Origin of the sequence: Microbacterium sp. Root280D1 (assembly GCF_001428975.1) — a bacterium.
Classification (GTDB): domain Bacteria; phylum Actinomycetota; class Actinomycetes; order Actinomycetales; family Microbacteriaceae; genus Microbacterium.
The window spans coordinates 18,930-36,582 of sequence record NZ_LMJK01000001.1; the positions used below are offsets into that span (position 1 = coordinate 18,930).

Below are 17,653 nucleotides of genomic sequence, written 5' to 3' on the forward strand. Positions count from 1 at the left end.
GAGTTCGTCTGCGCCGGCGCGTCAGTCGGCCAGCATCCGATCCCGCACCTGCCTGCGCAGGACCTTTCCGATGAGCGAGCGGGGCAGCTCGTCGACGACCGTGATGCGCTTGGGCACCTTGTAGGGCGTCAGCCGCGTGCGGCAGAAGTCGCGCAGCGCACCGGTGTCGAGCACAGCTCCCTCGCGGAGCACGACCGCAGCGGCGATCTCCTCTCCCCCGCTCGACCGCGGAAGGCCGACGACCGCGGCCGCGACCACGTCCGGGTGCGCCTCGAGCGCGTCCTCGACCTCACTGGGCGACACGTTGAAGCCGCCCGTGATGATGAGCTCCTTGAGGCGGTCGACGATCGTGACGAAGCCGTCGACCGAGACCTCGGCGATGTCGCCTGTGCGCAGCCATCCGTCAGACAGCAGGACATCGGCGGTGTCGCCGGGACGGCGCCAGTACCCCTGGAAGACCTGCGGGCCGCGGATGAGCAGCTCGCCTCGTTCGCCGACGGGCAGGTCGACGTCGGTGTCGGCGGGGTCGACGACGCGGATCTCGGTGCTCGGGAAGGGCACTCCGACCGTGCCAGGGCGCCTGCTCCTGCCCATCGGGTTGCCGAGCGCGACGGGCGAGCTCTCGGTCATGCCATAGCCCTCGACGAGCAGACCGCCGGTGGCCTCCTCCCACCGCTGCACTGTCGCGACGGGAAGGCTCATCGCCCCGGAGATGGCGAATCGGACGGTCGAGAGGTCGATGGTCCCCCGCGATGCGGCTCGGGCGAGCTGGTCATAGATCGGCGGGACCGCGGGCAGGAACGTGGGCGGACTGGTGCGGGCCGCCTTCGTGACCAGGCCGAGGTCGAACGTCGGGAAGAGCACCAGCTTCGCGCCGATGCTCATCGCGAAGGTCAGGCACAGCGTCATGCCGTAGGCGTGGAACAGCGGCAGCACGCCGTAGAACGTCTCCTCGCCGTCGACCAGACCGGGCACCCATGCCTGGCCCTGCATCGCGTTGGCGCGCAGGTTCGCGTGAGTGAGGATCGCGCCTTTGGGCGTGCCCGTGGTTCCGCTCGTGTACTGCAGCAGGGCGGTGTCGTCGAGCCTCGGGCCGGCGACCTTGCGCGAGAGCGGCCGATGGTCGACCAGCTTCCTCCAGGCCACTGCTCGCCGTGTCCGCGGGGTGGCCGTCAGCTTCGCGCGCGCCGCGCGCGCCTTCGGGATGGGCAGGCGCAGCAGCATCCGCTGAGCGGCGGGCATCGCCTCGGTGAGGTCGACGCTCACGATGTGCTCGACTCGCAGATCGGAGGGGAACTCGGCGATCGTGTCGACCGTCTTGTCCCAGACGATCGCGACCTTCGCTCCGTGATCCTCGAACTGGTGCCGCAGCTCCCTCGCCGTGTAGAGCGGGTTGTGCTCGACGACGATCGCTCCCAGGCGCAGCGCCGCGTAGAACGCCACGACGTGCTGCGGGCAGTTCGGCAGCACGAGGGCGACCCGGTCGCCCTTGTGCACGCCCAGGCGCCTCAGCCCCTCGGCAGCGCGTGCGATCTGGTCGCCGAGCTCGCGGTAGGTCGTGACCGCACCGAAGAACTCGAGCGCCGGTCGACGAGCGAAAGCGGCGATGCTCGCCGACATCATCTCCGGCAGCGTCTGCGTCGGAGCGTCGATCTCGGCGGGCACACCGTCCGCGTAGGAGTCGAGCCATGGCCGGGATTCATACGGGGAGTCGGACATGGGTCCATCCTGCCCCGACCGGCTGTGAGCCGGCCCGCCCCACGCGGCGCGAGATGCGAGCGGCTAGCTGTGCGCCGCCACCACCTGCGCGACGGCGCGACGCTCGTCGTCCGTCGGTTCGGCGATCGCCATGCGGCAGTGGGTGTCGACCACATCGAGCACGCGGTAGGCCTCTTTCATCCGCGCCATGTCGCCGCCGATGAGCGACACGACATCGTCGACCGCGGCCTGAGCGACCGCGATGGCGTCGGCATCGCCGGAACGGCCGGCGTCGGCCAGGGCACGGAAGGGCTTCGGGGTGACCGAGGAGACGCCCGAGACGACACCCTGGGCACCCACCTGCACGGCCGCGATCAGGTCGCGGTCGGCGCCGGTGTAGAGGTCGAAGTCGGCGGGCACCGCGGCCCTGTAGGCGGCGATGTCGTCGAGCGACAGCTCGCTGATCTTCGCGCCCACGATGTTCGGCAGCGCGGCAAGCCGCGTCAGCAGCTCGACCGACACCGGATTCCCGCTGCGCGCGGGATAGATGTAGACGTAGAGACGACCGTCGCCGATCGCGCTCGACAGCGCCTCGTAGTACTCGAAGATCGACTCGTCCGTGGCCTTGAGGTAGTAAGGGGTGAGGGCGGCGAATTCGGTCGCACCCAGCCCCTTCGCGATCTCGACGAGACGCAGCGCCTCGAAGGTGCTCGGCTGGCCGACGTGCACGACGACGCGCATGCGGTCCTTCAGCTCGGCCAGCGCGGCCTCGACGATCGCCGCGAACTCGGTCGCGTCGACGGCAGGGAACTCGCCCGTGGTGCCGAGGACGAAGGCGCCCTCGTTGCCCGATTCGGCGACGAAGCGGAAGATCGCTCGCGATCCCTCGAGGTCGAGTGCGCCGTCGCTGTGGAAGGCTGTGGGCACGGCGGTGAGGATGTCGTAGCGGGTCACTTCTCGTTCTCCTTGGAGTTCTTGCGGGTCTTGCGCGGGCGCCTCGTGGCGGCCGGGACGCTGCGGACGGTCGACGTGAGCAGGTCGGGGTCGGCGGCGAGCTCGCCGTGCGCCTTCTCGATCTGCTCCCGGCTCTCGGCATCGAGGATCGAGTCCTCGAGTGAGCCGCGCTCGGCACGGGGTGTGCGTGCCGCGCGGATCGCCGGCATGACGATCGAGAGCACGGCGAGCGCGAGCAGCACGATCGCGATGGGACTGACGACCTCGAAGAACGGCCGCGTGGGCAGGATCGCCAGCGTGCGAGCCAGGTTCTCCTCGGCCAGGGGGCCGAGCAGCAGGCCGAGCACGATCGGCCCGGCCGGCACCTGCATCCGCTTGAGCAGCACTCCGATGACACCGAACACGAGCATCGTGACGACGGTCGACAGGCTGTTCGAGGTGGCGTATGTGCCGATGATGCAGAAGATCAGGATGCCGCTCCACAGGTAGGGCTGCGGCACATCGAGCAGCTTCACCATGCCCTTCATGCGCACGAGGCTCAGCCCGAGGGAGAGCAGGGTCGCGACGAGCATGATGCCCACGATCGAGACGACGAGGTCGGGGCGGTTGGTGAACAGCGTGGGTCCGGGGGTGATGCCCCAGATGATCATCGACCCGATCATCACCGCCATCACCGAGTCGCCGGGGATGCCGAGGGCCATCGTGGTCGTGAGGGAGCCGCCGAGCGTGGCGCTGGACGCGGTGTCGGATGCCGCGACGCCCTCGATCGAGCCCTTGCCGAACATCTCGGGGTGCTTCGATGCCTTGCGGGCTCGTTCCCATCCGATCAGACCGGCGATGTCGCCACCGGCTGCCGGGATGAGCCCGACCCCGAGACCGACGGCGCCGCCGACCGCGGTGGCTCGACCGCTCTGCTTCAGCTCGGCGCGATTCGGCCACCAGCGGCCGAGGCTCGAGATCGGGCGCACGTGCGACTTGCGATACGTGAGCAGCTGGTCGAAGAGCTCGGCGATGCCGAAGAGTCCGATGATCACGGCGATGAAGTTGACGCCCTCGACCAGCTCGAGCACTCCGAAGGTGAATCGCTGGTCCGCCGTGGCGGCATACGTTCCGACGGTGCCGAGCATGAGGCCGAAGAGACCCGCGAGGATGCCCTTGAGCATCGACTTCGACGAGATCCCGATCATGATCGCGATGCCGAAGACGACGAGCGCGAACAGCTCGGGCGACTTGAAGTAGTCGCGGGCGAAGCTGGCGATCGGCACGGCGGCGACGGCGAAGAGCACGAGGGAGGCGAGGATGCCGACGGCCGAGACGATCGCCGAGATCGTCAGCGCGAGACCGGCTCGCCCCTGCTTCGCCATCGGATAGCCGTCGAGAGTCGTCGCGATCGACGCGGGAGTGCCGGGGGTGTTGATGAGGATCGACGGCACGCGGTCGCCGAAGTTCGCGGCGACGTAGATCGTCAGCAGCACCGCGAGGCCCTGCACGGGCTCCAGCGTGAGCGTGAATCCTGCGGCGAGAGCGACCGCCATGGTCGCGGTGATGCCGGGGAAGGCGCCGACCATGAAGCCGAGCAGCAGCCCGACGAGCATGTACAGCAGGATCGAGATGTCGAGGAGCGAGTTCAGCCCCTCCATGAGCGCGTTCACAGCGGGATCCTCAGGAGCATGCCGAACACCACGTAGACGAACGCGGTGACGGAGACGGAGTAGATGATCAGGCTCAGCCACCGGCGGTGCCCGTAGAGAAGCATGAGAGCGGCCATCAGCACGGCGGCGGCGATCGGGAAGACCTCGATGCGGTAGCCGAAGAGGATGACGGATCCGAGCGACCACACCGCGATGAAGGCCCCGGCGATCAGCAGGGTGGCGATGACGCGGACCACGCCGCCCGGCTGGATGCGGTCGAGGTCTTCGCGGCCGGGAGCGGGGCGGGTGATCGCCAGAGCCAGGATCACGAGCGAGACGACGACCGCCGTGACCGCGAGGACCATGGGCCAGAAGCGCGCGTCGATCTGTCCGGGCAGTGCCTCTCGGCGCAGCGGGATCTGCGTGGCCAGGAAGAGATAGCCGGCGCTGAACGCCAGGGCGACGGCGCCGAAGACGATCTCGAGCGGTCGCGAGGGCGGTGCCCCCTGGTGCGCGTCCTGCTCGATCGCAGGAGTGACATCGGCGTGGGACATGGTGCTCCTTCCCTGGTCTGACGTGCGGCGACGGACTGCGGGGCCGGCGTGCGGCCGACCCCGCAGTCGGAGCCGGTCAGCCCAGGAGGTCCTTGAACAGGTCGAACTGCTCGTTCACGAACATCGTCCACTCGGCCGAGTCGCGGTAGACCACGAGGTTGCCGGCATCCTTCTGGAACTGCTGGTAGGTGTCGGACTCGACGGCCTCCTTGACGGCGGCCTCGAGCTCGCTCTTCACGTCATCCGGCAGGCCCTTCGGGGCGTAGATGCCGCCCCAGCCGCCGAAGACCACGTCTTCGCCGATTGCCTCGTCGGCTGTCGGCACGTCCTCGGCGTCGGGGTGACGCTCGTCGTTGAGGACTGCGAGGATGCGCACGGCCTCGCCCTGCGCGAGAGCCTCGCCCAGGCCGGACACGGCGGCGACGGTCTCACCGGAGGCGGCGGCGGCGACGGCCGTCGCTCCACCGTCGTAGGGAACCGGCGTGAACGCGGCGCCGGTCGCGTCGCCGAGGCCGATCGTCGCGGCCTCCCAGATGGAACCCGCGCCGGAGTTGGCGACGGTCACGGCGCCGGCCTCGGCCTGGGCGACCAGGTCTTCCAGAGTCTCGATGCCGCTGTTCGCGCCGACCGTGACGACACCGGGGGCGAGCATGATCTGGCCCAGCAGGTCGAAGTCCTCGGGCAGCACGTTCGCGCTCTGCGTGGTGTTGAGCATCGCGATCTCGACCGGGGCGAACCCGATGACGTAGCCGTCCGGATCCTGCGATCCGACGTATTCCATCGCGAGAGCTCCTGCCGCACCCGGCATGTTCTCGGGGATCACGCTGACGCCGAGGATGCCCTCGAGCTCGGTCGCGAGGGCACGCGACGACAGGTCGGATCCACCGCCCGGGTTCGCCTGGATGATCAGACGGATGTCATTCTCGGGAAAGGCGGATTCCGCGTCTTCACCCTCTTCGACCTTCGTGCAGGCCGACAGGACGAGAGCGGTGGCGGCGACGGCCGCGAGAGCGGCGGCGGCCCGGGTGATGCGCTTGCGGGGCATCTTTGCTCCTCTACGTGGGTCGACCTTGTTGTCGACCCCCTGACCGTATCAGTGTTGACTGTTAACAGTCAACACTGATACCGGTATACAACTCTCCGCCACCGCCTGTCATCCGCGCCCCGGCAGGTGCGAGTATGAGAGCAGCTACGAGGGGAGCGGAGCAATGTTCGATGAACGCAGACGCCAGCAGGCACTGGAGGAACTCGGGATCCTGGACACACCACGGGATGAACGAGTGGATCGGGTCGCCAGGCTGGCTCAGCAGATGTTCGGTATGCCGATGGTGAGCGTCTCGCTCCTGGACGGCGACCGCCAGTGGCGCAAGTCGGAGATCGGACTCGGCGGGCGAGAGGCGCCCCGACAGGATTCGTTCTGCGACTACACGGTCGGCCAGGACCGCACGGTGGTGATCGAGGATGCCAGCGCGACCGAGAACTTCGCGGCGAATCCGTTCGTGGTCGGTGATCCGCACCTCCGGTTCTACGCCGGGCACCCGCTGCACGCACCCGGCGGCGAACCGGTGGGAACGCTGTGCGTCCTCGACACCGAGCCGCACACCTTCTCGGAGGCGCAGCGCGACCTGCTGCGCGACCTCGCCTTCTGGGTGCAGACCGAGCTCGCGGCCGACGCCGAGCTCGATCAGGCCACTCTGATCCAGAGCGCGCTGCGACCGCACTCGCTCCCCACCATCGCCGGCTACACGATCGCGGGCGGGGGCGCCTCGCGTGGCCGCCTGGCGGGCGACTTCTACGACCTCCGCCTCCACGGCGGCGCGCTGCGCATCACCCTCGCCGACGCGATGGGCAAGGGCACGGGTCCCGCCATCGTCGCCGCGGGCGTGCGCGCCTCACTGCGCACCGCTCCCGAGCGCAGCATAGCCGAGGCCGTCGCCGACGCCGACCGGCTGCTCGAGGAGGACCTCTCCGATACGACGATGTTCGTGACGGCGGTCCACGCCGAGCTGCAGCCCGAGACCGGCGATCTCGAGGTGATCGACGCCGGGCACAGCCTCGCGTTCATCCTCCGAGCCGACGGCTCGTGGGAGCACCTTCGCTCGACCGGCCTCCCCCTGGGGATGGGCGCCGCCCTTCCGGACCAGGATGCTCGGGAGTCCCGGAGCACGCGCCTCGAACCCGGAGACGCCTTCGTGTGCTGCAGCGACGGCCTGCTCGACGTGCTCGACGCCGATGACCCGTTCGCCCACGTGGCCCGCGTGCTCGACGCGCTCGGTCCCGATGGGGCGATCAACGAGGCGCTGCAGCTCATCTCGGACGATCGAGCGACCGACGACATCACCGTGGTCGTGGTGCGGCGCGACGCATGACCGCCCGCTTCGCCGCGATCCGCATCATCGCGGTGCTGTCGGTGCTGCTCGGTGTGAACTACGTCGCGTGGCGCTGGCTCGAATCGGTGAACTGGTCGGCGTGGTGGATCGCCGTGCCCCTGGTGATCGCAGAGACCTACAGCCTGATCGACACCTTCCTCTTCTGTCTCACGATGTGGCGGGCCAAAGAGCGGCCGGCTCCCGTGTCGCCGCCTCAGGGCACGGTCGACGTGTTCATCGCGACGTACAACGAGCCGATCGAGCTCGTGATGACGACCGCGCGAGCAGCGCGCGGGATCGCCTATCCGCACACCACCTGGATCCTCGACGACGGTGCCCGACCCGAGCTCGAGCGGGCCGCCCGCGACGCCGACATCGGCTACCTCACCCGCTCCGACGACTGGATGGGCAAGCCCCGTCACGCGAAGGCGGGCAACCTCAACAGCGCGCTCTTCGAGACCGACGGGGAGTTCCTCCTCATCCTCGACGCGGATCAGATCCCCGATCCGCTGATCCTGCACCGCACGCTCGGGTACTTCGCCGACGACCCGGAGGTCGCCGTGGTGCAGACCCCGCAGTGGTTCGTCAACGTCGACGAGGCCGATCCGCTCGGCAGCCAGGCGCCGCTGTTCTACGGCCCGATCCAGCAGGGCAAGGACGGCTGGAACGCGGCGTTCTTCTGCGGATCGAACGCCGTGCTCCGTCGCGACGCCCTGATGCAGCTCGGCATCATCGGCTACGTGCGCGAGGTGACGGACACCGCGGCTCGCGCGCTGCGCACCTCCGAGACCCTGGTCGAGAAGGAGATGCGCTCGGCATCCGATCCGGAACTCCGTCGCGAGCTTTTCGCACTGCACGTGACGATCGGCCAGAGCCGTCGTGATCTCGCCGGCGGGGCGCCCGTGCGCGAGGTCGCCGACGCGGTGCGGGCTGCGGTGCACAACGCCTCGGTGATCCTGGTCGCCAAGGATCTCGCCGGCATCAGATCCGACCTCGCGGAGCTGGGCTCCCTGCCGATCGCCCACGATGCGCAACTCGACGCGATCGTCGTCGACGAGGCGGGCCTGACGGCGCTCGCCCAGTCGGATCTGTCGCCGATCACTGCTCTCGACGCCGTACGAGCGCTGCTCGACGCTCTCCGCCTCGACCGCGGCGACGAGGCGCAGCCGATCCTTCCGCTCGCCACGATCTCGGTCACGGAGGACATGGCCACCGCGATGCAGCTGCACTCGCTCGGCTGGCGCAGCGTCTACCACCACGAGATCCTGGCGAAGGGCCTCGCGCCCGAGGATCTGCGGACGATGCTGACGCAGCGCCTGCGCTGGGCACAGGGCACGCTGCAGGTGATGCTGCGCGACAACCCGCTCGCGAAGCGCGGACTGTCGATCGGGCAGCGGCTGATGTACTTCGCCACGATGTGGAGCTATCTCTCGGGGTTCGCCGCCGTGATCTATCTCACGGCGCCGGTCGTCTACCTGGTGTTCGGCGTGCTTCCCGTGACCGCCTGGTCGGTCGACTTCTTCGTGCGGTTCCTGCCCTACTTCCTCGTCAACCAGCTGCTGTTCCTCGTGGTCGCCAAGGGGCTGAGAACCTGGCGCGGGCAGCAGTATTCGCTCGCGCTGTTCCCGGTCGGGATCCGCGCATGCTGGACGGCGTTCGCGAACGTGGTCTTCGGCCGCCCCCTGTCGTTCGCCGTGACGCGCAAAGACGGACGGGATCCGCGAGGAGTGCCGTGGCGCGAGATCTGGCCGCAGCTGACCGCGATGGTCGTGCTCAGCGTGGCGCTCGTGATCGGCATCACCCGCGTCGTCATCGGAACGGGCGACGGCACCGGCACCCTGGTCAACACGGTGTGGGTGCTGTACGACCTCGTCGTGCTCAGCGTCATCATCCAAGCCGCCCGCTACCGCGGACCGGCCCGAACCCTCGAGGAGGAGAACCATGGATCTCAGCACTGACATCAGGGACGGCTTCGCCGTGATCTCCCTGTCCGGACGCCTCACGGCGACGGGAGCACCGCTGCTCCGCAAGGCGGTGAACGACCTCGTGGCCGGAGGCGAGTCGAGGATCGTGATCGACATGGCCGACCTGCAGTTCGTCGATTCGTCGGGGCTGGGAGCCCTCGTCGGCGGTCTGAAGAGCGCCAGGGTCGCCGGCGGCGATCTGCGCATCGCGGCAGTGCCCGAGGCGGTGCGGACGGTGCTGCACCTGACGAATCTCGACCGCGTGCTGCTCGACCACCCGACACCCGAGACGGCGTTCGATGGGCGTTGAGGAGCGCCGGGCGCACGTCGCGGGCCTCGCCGGCCCCGCCTTCGTCGAGCACGTCCTCGACGCCCTGGACGCCCTCTGGGAGTCCGCCCCGCATGTGGCGCCGGAGGACCGCACGCTGTTCGCACTGGCGGTCAGCGAGGTGTCGACGAACATCGCCACGCACGCTGACGCGCAGGGCGAGCCGGATGTCGGCATCACCGTCGAGGTCGACATCGAGGTCGGCTCCGACGACCTCGTCGCGACCTTCGTCGACACGGCCGATCCGGCCAGGATCGACTGGGATGCGGTCACGATGCCCGGCGTCGACAGCGAGAGCGGACGCGGCCTCGCCCTGTCGAGCGCTGTGCTCGACGATTTCGAGCACAGCGGCGATGCGACCGGCAACACCTGGGTGCTGCGTCGTCGCCTGACGCCTCCTCCCGCCTGATCCGGACGGAGATCTGTCGGAGACCGTCAGAGATCCGACGCGCAGGCGCCGTCAGGCGGGTCGGTCGGCGAGCTCGCTGAGCATCCGGTCGCGTGCGCCGTCGAGGTGGGCCGTGAGCACCGCCGCAGCCTCGTCGGGGCTGCCGGAGCGCATCACCTCCATGAGCTTCATGTGGTCGTCGGACGACTCGTGGAGGTCGTCGTCGTGGTTGATGGTCACCTCGAGGAGCGACGCGAAGGTCGGCAGGTACTGACTCCACGCGCCCTGCAGACGCGGATGGTCGGCGAGGACGTAGATCTCGGAGTGGAACTCGAGGTCGGCGGCGACGAAGGCGGCGTGATCGCCCCTGTCTGCGGCCTGACTCATGCGATCGACCGCAGCCGCCATCGATGCCCAGCGCTCGTCGTCCTCCACCCTCATGGCGCGCGACAGCGCGAGCTGCTCGAGGGCGCCGCGCAGACTGTAGAGCTGATCCACGTCGTCCTGCGAGAGCCCGGTGATGTACACGCCCCGAGGGCGCTGCACTTCGACGAGCTTCTCGAAGCTGAGCTGGGTGAGGGCGTCGCGGATCGGCCCCCTGCTCACCGAGAACTCCTCGGCGAGGGCCTCCTCGGTGATGCGCGCGCCGGGCGAGAGCTCGCCGCGCACGATGCGCTGACGCAGGACCTGCGCCACCTGCGCGCCGAGGGACTCTCCGCGCTTGACGGTCTGTGTCACGGTGACCTCCTGTTAACTGTTGACAGGATACACACCGACGGGGGAACGCCCCGTGGGGCGCTCCCCCGCATGCTCAGCTGAGCCAGGCGGGAACCCGACCGCGCAGGAAGGCGCCGTCGAGCGAGAAGCGGCCCGCGCCGGTGAACGCGAGCGCGAGGGCCGCGACGCCGAGAACCGCTACGAACTCGTAGCCGCCCTCGCCGACCCAGAGGCCCGCCGGAAGGTGCACCGCGAACAGGGCCACGATCATGTCGATCGCGAGCAGGATGCCGACGGGGCGTGTGAAGAGTCCCAGCGCCAGCAGGATGCCGCCGATCAGCTCGATGAAGGCGACGACCGGAGCCGCGATCTCGGGCAGAGGGATGCCCATGCCTGCGAAGCTGCCGATGGTTCCGGGGAGGGTGTACTCGAAGATCTTCTGCGCCCCGTGAGCGGCGAAGACGGCGCCGACCACGACGCGGAGGACGAGCAGTCCCAGCGAGGCGGCGGCAGAGGGGCGGGTGGTGTTCGTCATGAGGAGGTGTTCCTTCGTGGCAGGACACCGCGCGCCAGGCGCGGAGCAGGGGCGATCCCTGCATCCACGCTATGAAGACGACTTTTCCGTCTCCTGTACGAGTCGCGGGGCAGACGCCCGCCCCGTTCTCTTCCGTAGACTCGCCGGATGGCATGATGCGCGATATACGGGAACATCGGGCACAGCCGGAAAGGGGCAGAGGCGAAGGTGAGGGCACGATCGGTGTTCGGCGTGCTGCGCCTGACGACAGCAGCCGTCTGCACCGTCGCCCTCGTGCACCGCCTCTTCTGGGGTCTGAGCTCGCGGACGATCGCCGGCGAGAACTTCTTCGCCTATCTCACCGTGCAGTCCAACTGCGCCCTCGTGGTCGTGCTGCTGATCGGCACGGTGCTCGCCTTCATCCGGGCGACGGACCCCCGCTGGTTCACCGTGGCTCTGGCCCTCGTGCTCACCTGGACCATCACGGCAGGGCTCGCCTTCGCGCTCATCGTCTGGCAGGCGGGTCTGCGCGGCATCCGCGTCGACGTGCCCTGGTCGGACCAGGTGCTGCACTTCTACCTGCCGGCCTGCACCGCCCTCGCCTGGGTGCTCACCCCCGGACACCGCGGGGTGCCGTGGTGGGTGGTGCCGACGGCACTCACCTTCCCGCTCGCCTGGGGCGGCGTCACCATGTGGCGCGGACCGTCGGTGGGCTGGTACCCGTATTACTTCCTCGACCCGCGGCAGGTGTCCGGCCCGCCCGAGTTCCTGATCACCAGCGCAGTGGCCCTGGCGATCTTCGCTCTCGTCGCGACGGTGATCGTGCTCGTCAGCAGGATGCGACGGCGCGGCCACGAGCGGCCGGAGGTCTGAGCACGCTCGAGCCGGCGGGATCAGGCTCGCGTGCTCAGGCAGGGGGCGAGCAGGCTCGTGCGATCAGGCAGGGGCGCTGAGGAACGGCGCGAGCGAGGCGATCGCGGCCTCGACCGCCTTCTGGTCGTTCAGCTCGGCGAATGTGCCCGCCGCTTCTCCGCCGACGATGCCCACCACGACGTTCTCGCCGGTGGCCGGTGCGAGGTTGATCCACGTGCGGATCAGCGCATCGCCGCCGACCACATGCCAGAGCGTGGCGGCGGAGGCATCCGCTGCATCGGCGCCTTCCTCGGGCTCGGGCTCGGGCTCGGGCTCGGGCTCGGCCACGATCAACGGATCCTCGAAGCGCAGCCACACCGTCTCGATGCGCCCCATGCCGAGTTCGGCGATCGCTCCGCGGTGACCGAAGGGCAATGCGGGAGAGAACTGCAGGCCCTCGCTCTTCAGCACACCGAGCGGCACCGTGATCAGCACGCGGTCGAACGACAGCGATTCGCCCGAGGCGATGCCGAGGCTGACTCCCGCTTCGTCGTAGGCGACGCGACTGACCGGCGACGAGAGGCTCAGCTTCGCACCCTCGAGCAGCCCCTCGATCGCCGGGGTGAGGTCGCCGAGTGGCGCCAGCATCTCGTCGACCGGCAGTCGCGGGGGGAACCACGTCGAGACATCGGACGCATCGGCGCCGGCACTGGCGGCCACCGAGGCGAGCAGTGCTGCCAGCGCCGGCTCCTCGAGGTCGGCACCCGCCGCCGCGAGCGCGTCGTCGAGAGACGCGTCGGTCAGGCCCTGCTGGGCAGTCGCTATGGCGGCCTGCACCGGCTCGATCGGCACCGGCTCGACGTCGCCGTCGGTCGACCGCCACAGCGAGCCGGTGACCGGAACCGTGCGGATGTCGAGGGCGTTGAGAGCGTCGAGCAGGACGTCGTCGGAGGACCCGAGCAGCCAGCCGCCCAGCTGAGCGGGGAACGGCCAGGCCTTGTCGTCGACCACGGACTGGACGCGTCCGCCGACGCGGTCGCGGGCCTCGAACACCGTGACCTGCAGCCCCTCGGCGACGAGGCGAGCTGCGGCGGCCGCACCCGCGAGTCCTGCACCGACGATCGCCACACGCTCACCGCTGTCGGCCGCGCGGAGGAGCTGATCGGCGGCCCGGTCTCCAGATCGGAGCGCAGCCGCGATCGTGCCCGGCGCGTCGACATCCGTCGCCTCGCCGGAGATGAACAGGCGGTCGTCGATCGGCTCGGCCAGCGCCTCGCGGGCACTCGCCTGCGTGCCGACGGGAGTGAAGCTCGCGGCGCCCAGCGCGAACGGGTCGGTCGTCCAGGAGCTGCGGGCGAACGCCGCGGGCGTGATCGACCCGGCGGTCGGCTTCGGAGTCGGCGAGCGATCGGGCGTGGGAGACGGCGCCGGCTCGGGCGTGCAGGAGGCCAGCAGGACTCCCAGGACACCGGCTCCGGCGCCGATCAGCAGTGTGCGACGCGTCATCCTCATCGTGTCGCAACGATACCGCGCGCGGGTGGACGACGCGTGCCGGCTGCACCCTGCGAGCCGCGAGCTGTCAGCCCCGGCCGCTGCCCGGATGCCAGAGCACGACCTCGGCCGATCGACGCATGCGGCGACCACTGGGCATCGGGATCACACCGGCGGATCCTGCTGCGAAGACGCGCATGCCCGGGCGGTTCTCGCGCTCGGCGCGCAGAGCGGCGTCGAGTTCGGCGACGCGGCGGCGCAGCATCCGGTTCTCGTCTTCGAGGTCGAGAAGGCGTGCGATCGCAGGAAGGCTGACGCCTTCCGACGACAGCTGAGCGACTTCGCGGAGCTGCTCGATGTTGCGGGTCGAATATCGGCGTGAGCCGCCGGACGTCCGGCCGGGCACGACGAGCCCGATGCGGTCGTACTGTCGCAGGGTCTGCGGGTGCAGCCCCGAGAGCTGGGCGGCGACGGCGATCGCGAACACCGGGGTGTCGGCATCCATGTGCTGGTCAGCCATGTTCCCTCACCTCTTCCTCGGTGTTCGCGTTCGTCATCATCAGGTGTTGCGGTTCTCTAGCGGCGGGCCTTGGCCATCAGGTCGGCCCGCGGATTCTCCGAGGGCTCGAGCGCCTGGAACTTCTCCAGCGCCTCCCGAGCGGCTTCATCGAGGTGCGACGGCACCGCGATCTGCAGCTCGGCGAGCAGGTCGCCGGTGCCCTTCGAGGTCGTGACCCCACGCCCCTTGACGCGCAGAACGCGTCCGGACGGCGTACCGGGCGCGACACGGAGCTTGACCGTGTCGCCGCTCAGAGTGGGAACCTCGATGGTCGCGCCGAGGGCGGCCTCCGTGAAGGTCACCGGCACGATGACGCGCAGGTTCAGCCCCTCACGGGTGAAGACGGGATGCGGTCGCACAGCGATCTGGACCACCACGTCGCCGCTCTCGCCGCCGTCTGGCGAGGGACGCCCGCGGCCGCGCAGCCTGATCTTCTGACCGTCAGCGACGCCCGCGGGGATCTTGACCTTGAACGGCTTGCCGTCTTCGCCCTGCAGGGTGATCGTCTCGCCCTGCACGGCCGTCACGAAGTCGAGCGTGGTGCGCGCCGTGACGTCGGCCCCCTTCTGGGGTCCGCCGAAACCGCGGTATCCGCCGGAGGTCTGCCCGAACCGACCGGAGCCGAACGAGCCGCCCTGACCCTGGTTGAACATCGCGAAGATGTCCTCGAAGTCGGCGGACTGCTGCTGCCCGCGCCCCTGCTGCCCGAACCGGCTGAAGACGTCTTCGAAGCCGCCCGCGCCCGCGCCGCTCGCCGTGAAGCGTGCGCCCGAGCCCATCGCGCGGATCTCGTCGTACTCCTTGCGCTGTTCGGCGTCAGAGAGCACGGAGTACGCCTCGCTGACCTCTTTGAACTTCGCCTCCGCCTTCTCATCACCCTGATTGGAATCGGGGTGATACTTGCGAGCGAGCTTGCGGTACGTCTTCTTGAGATCAGCGTCGCTGACGTCCTTCGTGACCCCGAGGGTCTTGTAGAAGTCCTTGTCGAACCAGTCCTGGCTAGCCATCGATCACCTACTCTGCGGGTACGGCGACGACGACCTTCGCGGGACGCAGCTCGACGTCACCGAGGCGGTAACCCACCTCGACGACCTCGAGCACCGTGGTCTTGTCGGCGCCCGGGGTGGGCTGCTGGAAGATCGCCTCGTGACGCTGCGGGTCGAATTCCTCGCCCTTCTCGCCGTACGAGACGACACCGAGACGCTCGACGACCGCACGCACCTTGCCGGCGATGACGGCGAAGGGAGTCCCCTCGACCAGGTCACCGTGCTGCGCGGCGCGGTCGAGGTCGTCGAGCACGGGGATGAGGCCCTTGGCGGCCTCGCCCTTCGCGCGCTCGATCTCGACCTGGCGCTGCTCTTCGGTGCGGCGGCGGTAGTTGGCGTATTCGGCCTGGAGGCGCTTGAGGTCGTTCAGCAGCGTCGACTCCAGGTCGGCGAGCACAGCATCCTCTGCTGCAGCCTCGCCGGTCTGGGTGGCGCCGAGGATGTCATCGACCGTCAGATCGTCGGGGGCGCCGTCGACCGGCGCCTCGTCGGATCCTTCTGCGGCCGCGGCCTCGCGCGAGTCGGGATTCTGCGGCGCGGGGCCGGATGCCTGAGCATCCGACCCCTCGCTGCGAACCTCGTCGTCACCTTCGAAGTTCTTGTCCGTCATGATTACTTCTTCTCGTCCTCGTCGTCGACGACCTCGGCATCGATGACGTCCTCGTCGGAGGAGGTGTCATCGGCCGGAGCCTCGCCCGCGGCGTCGGCGCTCGGAGCGCCCTCTGCCTGGGACTGTGCGTAGATGGCCTCGCCGATCTTGCCCTGCGACTGGTTCAGCTTGTCGAACGCGGTCTTCACGGCCTCGTCGTCCTCGCCGGCCAGAGCCGTCTTCAGAGCGTCGACGTCGGCCTTGACCTCGGTCTTGACGTCTTCGGGCAGCTTCTCGTCGTTCTCGGTGATCAGCTTGTCGATCGAGTACGCGAGCGTCTCGGCCTGGTTGCGGACCTCGGCGGCCTCGCGGCGCGCCTTGTCCTCAGCCGCGTGCTCCTCGGCCTCGCGCACCATGCGCTCGATGTCCTCCTTCGACAGCGACGAGCCGCCGGAGATGACGATCGACTTCTCCGTGCCCGTGCCCTTGTCCTTGGCGGACACGTGCACGATGCCGTTGGCGTCGATGTCGAACGTGACCTCGATCTGTGGGATGCCGCGGGGAGCCGGGGCGATTCCGGTGAGCTCGAACGTTCCCAGCGGCTTGTTGTCGCGGGTGAAGTCGCGCTCGCCCTGGAAGACCTGGATCGCGACGGACGGCTGGTTGTCGTCTGCCGTGGTGAAGGTCTCGCTGCGCTTGGTCGGGATGGCCGTGTTGCGCTCGATGAGCTTGGTCATCATGCCGCCCTTGGTCTCGATTCCGAGGCTGAGGGGCGTGACGTCGATGAGCAGCACGTCCTTGCGCTCACCCTTGAGGACACCGGCCTGGAGGGCTGCGCCCACGGCGACGACCTCATCGGGGTTGACGCCCTTGTTGGCCTCCTTGCCGGTCTCGCGCTTGACGAGCTCGGCGACGGCGGGCATACGGGTCGATCCACCCACGAGCACGATGTGATCGATGTCGGCGACCTTGATGCCGGCTTCGCGGATGACATCCTCGAACGGCTTCTTGGTGCGGTCGAGGAGGTCCTTGGTGAGGTCCTCGAACTTCGCGCGGGTGATGGTCTCGGAGAGCGAGACGGGGCCCGACTCGGTCAGCGACAGGTACGGCAGGTTGATGCTGGTGCTGGTCGAGGAGGAGAGCTCCTTCTTGGCCTGCTCAGCCGCCTCCTTGAGACGCTGCAGAGCGATCTTGTCGCCCGAGACGTCGACGCCCGTGGTCTCCTTGAACTGCTTGATCAGGTGGTCGACGAGACGCTGGTCCCAGTCGTCACCGCCGAGGCGGTTGTCACCCGCGGTGGAGCGCACCTGGATCGTCGAGAAGTCGTCGTCCTTGCCCACCTCGAGGAGCGAGACGTCGAAGGTTCCGCCACCCAGGTCGAAGACCAGGATGAGCTCGTCTTCCTTGCCTTTGTCGAGGCCGTAGGCGAGGGCTGCGGCGGTCGGCTCGTTGATGATGCGCAGGACGTTGAGGCCCGCGATCTCACCGGCCTCCTTGGTGGCCTGACGCTCGGCGTCGTTGAAGTACGCGGGGACGGTGATGACGGCATCCGTCACCGTGTCGCCCAGGTAGGACTCGGCGTCGCGCTTGAGCTTCTGGAGGATGCGCGCGGAGATCTCCTGCGGCGTCCACTTCTTGCCGTCGACGTCGAACGTCCAGTCGGTGCCGACGTGACGCTTGACGGATGCGATGGTGCGATCGACGTTCGTGACGGCCTGGCGCTTGGCGGTCTCGCCGACGAGCACCTCGCCGTCCTTCGTGAATGCGACGACCGAGGGGGTGGTGCGGAAGCCCTCGGCGTTGGCGATGACCTTGGGCTCGCCACCTTCGAGGACACTGACGACGGAGTTCGTCGTACCGAGGTCGATTCCAACAGCACGTGCCATGTGATTCTCCTTTGTTGCTGAGGTTGATGTGGGTCTGGAAATCCGGGGCGATCAGGGAAACCTGAGTCGCGATGACTCAACTGTACTCCGACCTCCCGAGGCTGTCAAATGAA

17 protein-coding genes are annotated in these 17,653 nt (G+C 68.8%); 5 read left to right on the top strand and 12 right to left on the bottom strand.

Annotated elements, in window-relative coordinates:
• Positions 1 to 21: 21 nt before the first annotated feature.
• The 5 genes from ASE34_RS00080 to ASE34_RS00100 all read right to left on the bottom strand — a co-directional run bounded on the left by ASE34_RS00080 (position 22) and on the right by ASE34_RS00100 (position 5,882).
• On the bottom strand, positions 22 to 1,719 hold the full coding sequence (locus ASE34_RS00080) for a long-chain-fatty-acid--CoA ligase (RefSeq protein ID WP_056275257.1): 1,698 nt from the start codon (positions 1,717 to 1,719) through the stop codon (positions 22 to 24).
• Positions 1,720 to 1,782: 63 nt separating this feature from the next.
• A complete protein-coding gene (locus tag ASE34_RS00085) occupies positions 1,783 to 2,652 on the bottom strand; it encodes a dihydrodipicolinate synthase family protein (protein WP_053098052.1) in 870 nt (289 codons plus the stop codon).
• Positions 2,649 to 4,304, bottom strand: a complete 1,656-nt coding sequence (locus ASE34_RS00090) for a tripartite tricarboxylate transporter permease (protein WP_053098053.1) — start codon at positions 4,302 to 4,304, stop codon at positions 2,649 to 2,651. The genes ASE34_RS00085 and ASE34_RS00090 overlap by 4 nt, the downstream gene beginning before the upstream one ends.
• Positions 4,301 to 4,837 (bottom strand): tripartite tricarboxylate transporter TctB family protein, encoded by a 537-nt coding sequence (locus ASE34_RS00095; protein ID WP_056275260.1) that lies wholly within the window; start codon positions 4,835 to 4,837, stop codon positions 4,301 to 4,303. The genes ASE34_RS00090 and ASE34_RS00095 overlap by 4 nt, the downstream gene beginning before the upstream one ends.
• Before the next feature lie 76 nt (positions 4,838 to 4,913).
• Complete coding sequence (locus ASE34_RS00100; protein WP_056275261.1) at positions 4,914 to 5,882, bottom strand: tripartite tricarboxylate transporter substrate binding protein; 969 nt, start codon at positions 5,880 to 5,882, stop codon at positions 4,914 to 4,916.
• A 163-nt stretch (positions 5,883 to 6,045) separates the two neighbouring features.
• Here ASE34_RS00100 and ASE34_RS18300 point away from each other — a divergent pair, with 163 nt between their 5' ends.
• The 4 genes from ASE34_RS18300 to ASE34_RS00120 are packed head-to-tail and all read left to right on the top strand — an operon-like array spanning position 6,046 to position 9,907.
• Positions 6,046 to 7,206, top strand: a complete 1,161-nt coding sequence (locus tag ASE34_RS18300) for a PP2C family protein-serine/threonine phosphatase (protein ID WP_082586440.1) — start codon at positions 6,046 to 6,048, stop codon at positions 7,204 to 7,206.
• Positions 7,203 to 9,164 carry a glycosyltransferase family 2 protein gene (locus ASE34_RS00110; protein ID WP_056275263.1) on the top strand — a complete coding sequence of 654 codons (1,962 nt, stop codon included), beginning with the start codon at positions 7,203 to 7,205 and terminating at the stop codon, positions 9,162 to 9,164. The genes ASE34_RS18300 and ASE34_RS00110 overlap by 4 nt, the downstream gene beginning before the upstream one ends.
• Positions 9,148 to 9,480: an STAS domain-containing protein gene (locus tag ASE34_RS00115; protein ID WP_053098057.1), complete on the top strand. Its 333-nt coding sequence runs from the start codon at positions 9,148 to 9,150 to the stop codon at positions 9,478 to 9,480. Before ASE34_RS00110 ends, ASE34_RS00115 begins: the two co-directional genes overlap by 17 nt.
• Entirely contained in the window at positions 9,470 to 9,907 is a 438-nt protein-coding gene (locus ASE34_RS00120) for an ATP-binding protein (RefSeq protein ID WP_056275267.1), read from the top strand. The genes ASE34_RS00115 and ASE34_RS00120 overlap by 11 nt, the downstream gene beginning before the upstream one ends.
• A 51-nt stretch (positions 9,908 to 9,958) precedes the next feature.
• Here the strand turns inward: ASE34_RS00120 and ASE34_RS00125 are convergent, their stop codons facing one another.
• A complete protein-coding gene (locus tag ASE34_RS00125; RefSeq protein ID WP_053098059.1) occupies positions 9,959 to 10,624 on the bottom strand; it encodes a GntR family transcriptional regulator in 666 nt (221 codons plus the stop codon).
• 73 nt (positions 10,625 to 10,697) lie between these two features.
• The gene (locus tag ASE34_RS00130; RefSeq protein WP_056275271.1) at positions 10,698 to 11,138 is read right to left on the bottom strand and encodes a DoxX family protein; all 441 of its coding nucleotides are present in this window, start codon (positions 11,136 to 11,138) and stop codon (positions 10,698 to 10,700) included.
• 207 nt (positions 11,139 to 11,345) lie between these two features.
• On the opposite strand from ASE34_RS00130, the gene ASE34_RS00135 reads away from it, so the two are divergent.
• On the top strand, positions 11,346 to 11,990 hold the full coding sequence (locus ASE34_RS00135; RefSeq protein ID WP_230100937.1) for a Pr6Pr family membrane protein: 645 nt from the start codon (positions 11,346 to 11,348) through the stop codon (positions 11,988 to 11,990).
• 63 nt (positions 11,991 to 12,053) lie between these two features.
• On the opposite strand, the gene ASE34_RS00140 is transcribed toward ASE34_RS00135, so the two are convergent.
• From ASE34_RS00140 to dnaK, 5 genes are all read right to left on the bottom strand, one after another.
• Entirely contained in the window at positions 12,054 to 13,475 is a 1,422-nt protein-coding gene (locus ASE34_RS00140; RefSeq protein ID WP_235567392.1) for an FAD-dependent oxidoreductase, read from the bottom strand.
• A gap of 73 nt (positions 13,476 to 13,548) precedes the next feature.
• On the bottom strand, positions 13,549 to 13,980 hold the full coding sequence (locus ASE34_RS00145) for a heat shock protein transcriptional repressor HspR (protein WP_053098063.1): 432 nt from the start codon (positions 13,978 to 13,980) through the stop codon (positions 13,549 to 13,551).
• A 56-nt stretch (positions 13,981 to 14,036) separates the two neighbouring features.
• Positions 14,037 to 15,026 (bottom strand): DnaJ C-terminal domain-containing protein, encoded by a 990-nt coding sequence (locus ASE34_RS00150; protein ID WP_053098064.1) that lies wholly within the window; start codon positions 15,024 to 15,026, stop codon positions 14,037 to 14,039.
• A gap of 7 nt (positions 15,027 to 15,033) precedes the next feature.
• Positions 15,034 to 15,675, bottom strand: coding sequence for a nucleotide exchange factor GrpE (locus ASE34_RS00155; RefSeq protein ID WP_056275277.1), 642 nt, complete (start codon positions 15,673 to 15,675; stop codon positions 15,034 to 15,036).
• Between the two features lie 2 nt (positions 15,676 to 15,677).
• Positions 15,678 to 17,540 (bottom strand): molecular chaperone DnaK, encoded by a 1,863-nt coding sequence (dnaK, locus tag ASE34_RS00160; protein WP_056275280.1) that lies wholly within the window; start codon positions 17,538 to 17,540, stop codon positions 15,678 to 15,680.
• Between the last annotated feature and the right edge of the window lie 113 nt (positions 17,541 to 17,653).

Coding starts and splice junctions, on each gene's coding strand:
- ASE34_RS00100 (WP_056275261.1), bottom strand. CDS start 5,882: ATGCCCCGCAAGCGCATCACCCGGGCCGCCGCCGCTCTCGCGGCCGTC.
- ASE34_RS00150 (WP_053098064.1), bottom strand. CDS start 15,026: ATGGCTAGCCAGGACTGGTTCGACAAGGACTTCTACAAGACCCTCGGG.
- ASE34_RS18300 (WP_082586440.1), top strand. CDS start 6,046: ATGTTCGATGAACGCAGACGCCAGCAGGCACTGGAGGAACTCGGGATC.
- ASE34_RS00095 (WP_056275260.1), bottom strand. CDS start 4,837: ATGTCCCACGCCGATGTCACTCCTGCGATCGAGCAGGACGCGCACCAG.
- ASE34_RS00130 (WP_056275271.1), bottom strand. CDS start 11,138: ATGACGAACACCACCCGCCCCTCTGCCGCCGCCTCGCTGGGACTGCTC.
- ASE34_RS00080 (WP_056275257.1), bottom strand. CDS start 1,719: ATGTCCGACTCCCCGTATGAATCCCGGCCATGGCTCGACTCCTACGCG.
- ASE34_RS00120 (WP_056275267.1), top strand. CDS start 9,470: ATGGGCGTTGAGGAGCGCCGGGCGCACGTCGCGGGCCTCGCCGGCCCC.
- ASE34_RS00155 (WP_056275277.1), bottom strand. CDS start 15,675: ATGACGGACAAGAACTTCGAAGGTGACGACGAGGTTCGCAGCGAGGGG.
- dnaK (WP_056275280.1), bottom strand. CDS start 17,540: ATGGCACGTGCTGTTGGAATCGACCTCGGTACGACGAACTCCGTCGTC.
- ASE34_RS00110 (WP_056275263.1), top strand. CDS start 7,203: ATGACCGCCCGCTTCGCCGCGATCCGCATCATCGCGGTGCTGTCGGTG.
- ASE34_RS00145 (WP_053098063.1), bottom strand. CDS start 13,980: ATGGCTGACCAGCACATGGATGCCGACACCCCGGTGTTCGCGATCGCC.
- ASE34_RS00115 (WP_053098057.1), top strand. CDS start 9,148: ATGGATCTCAGCACTGACATCAGGGACGGCTTCGCCGTGATCTCCCTG.
- ASE34_RS00140 (WP_235567392.1), bottom strand. CDS start 13,475: ATGACGCGTCGCACACTGCTGATCGGCGCCGGAGCCGGTGTCCTGGGA.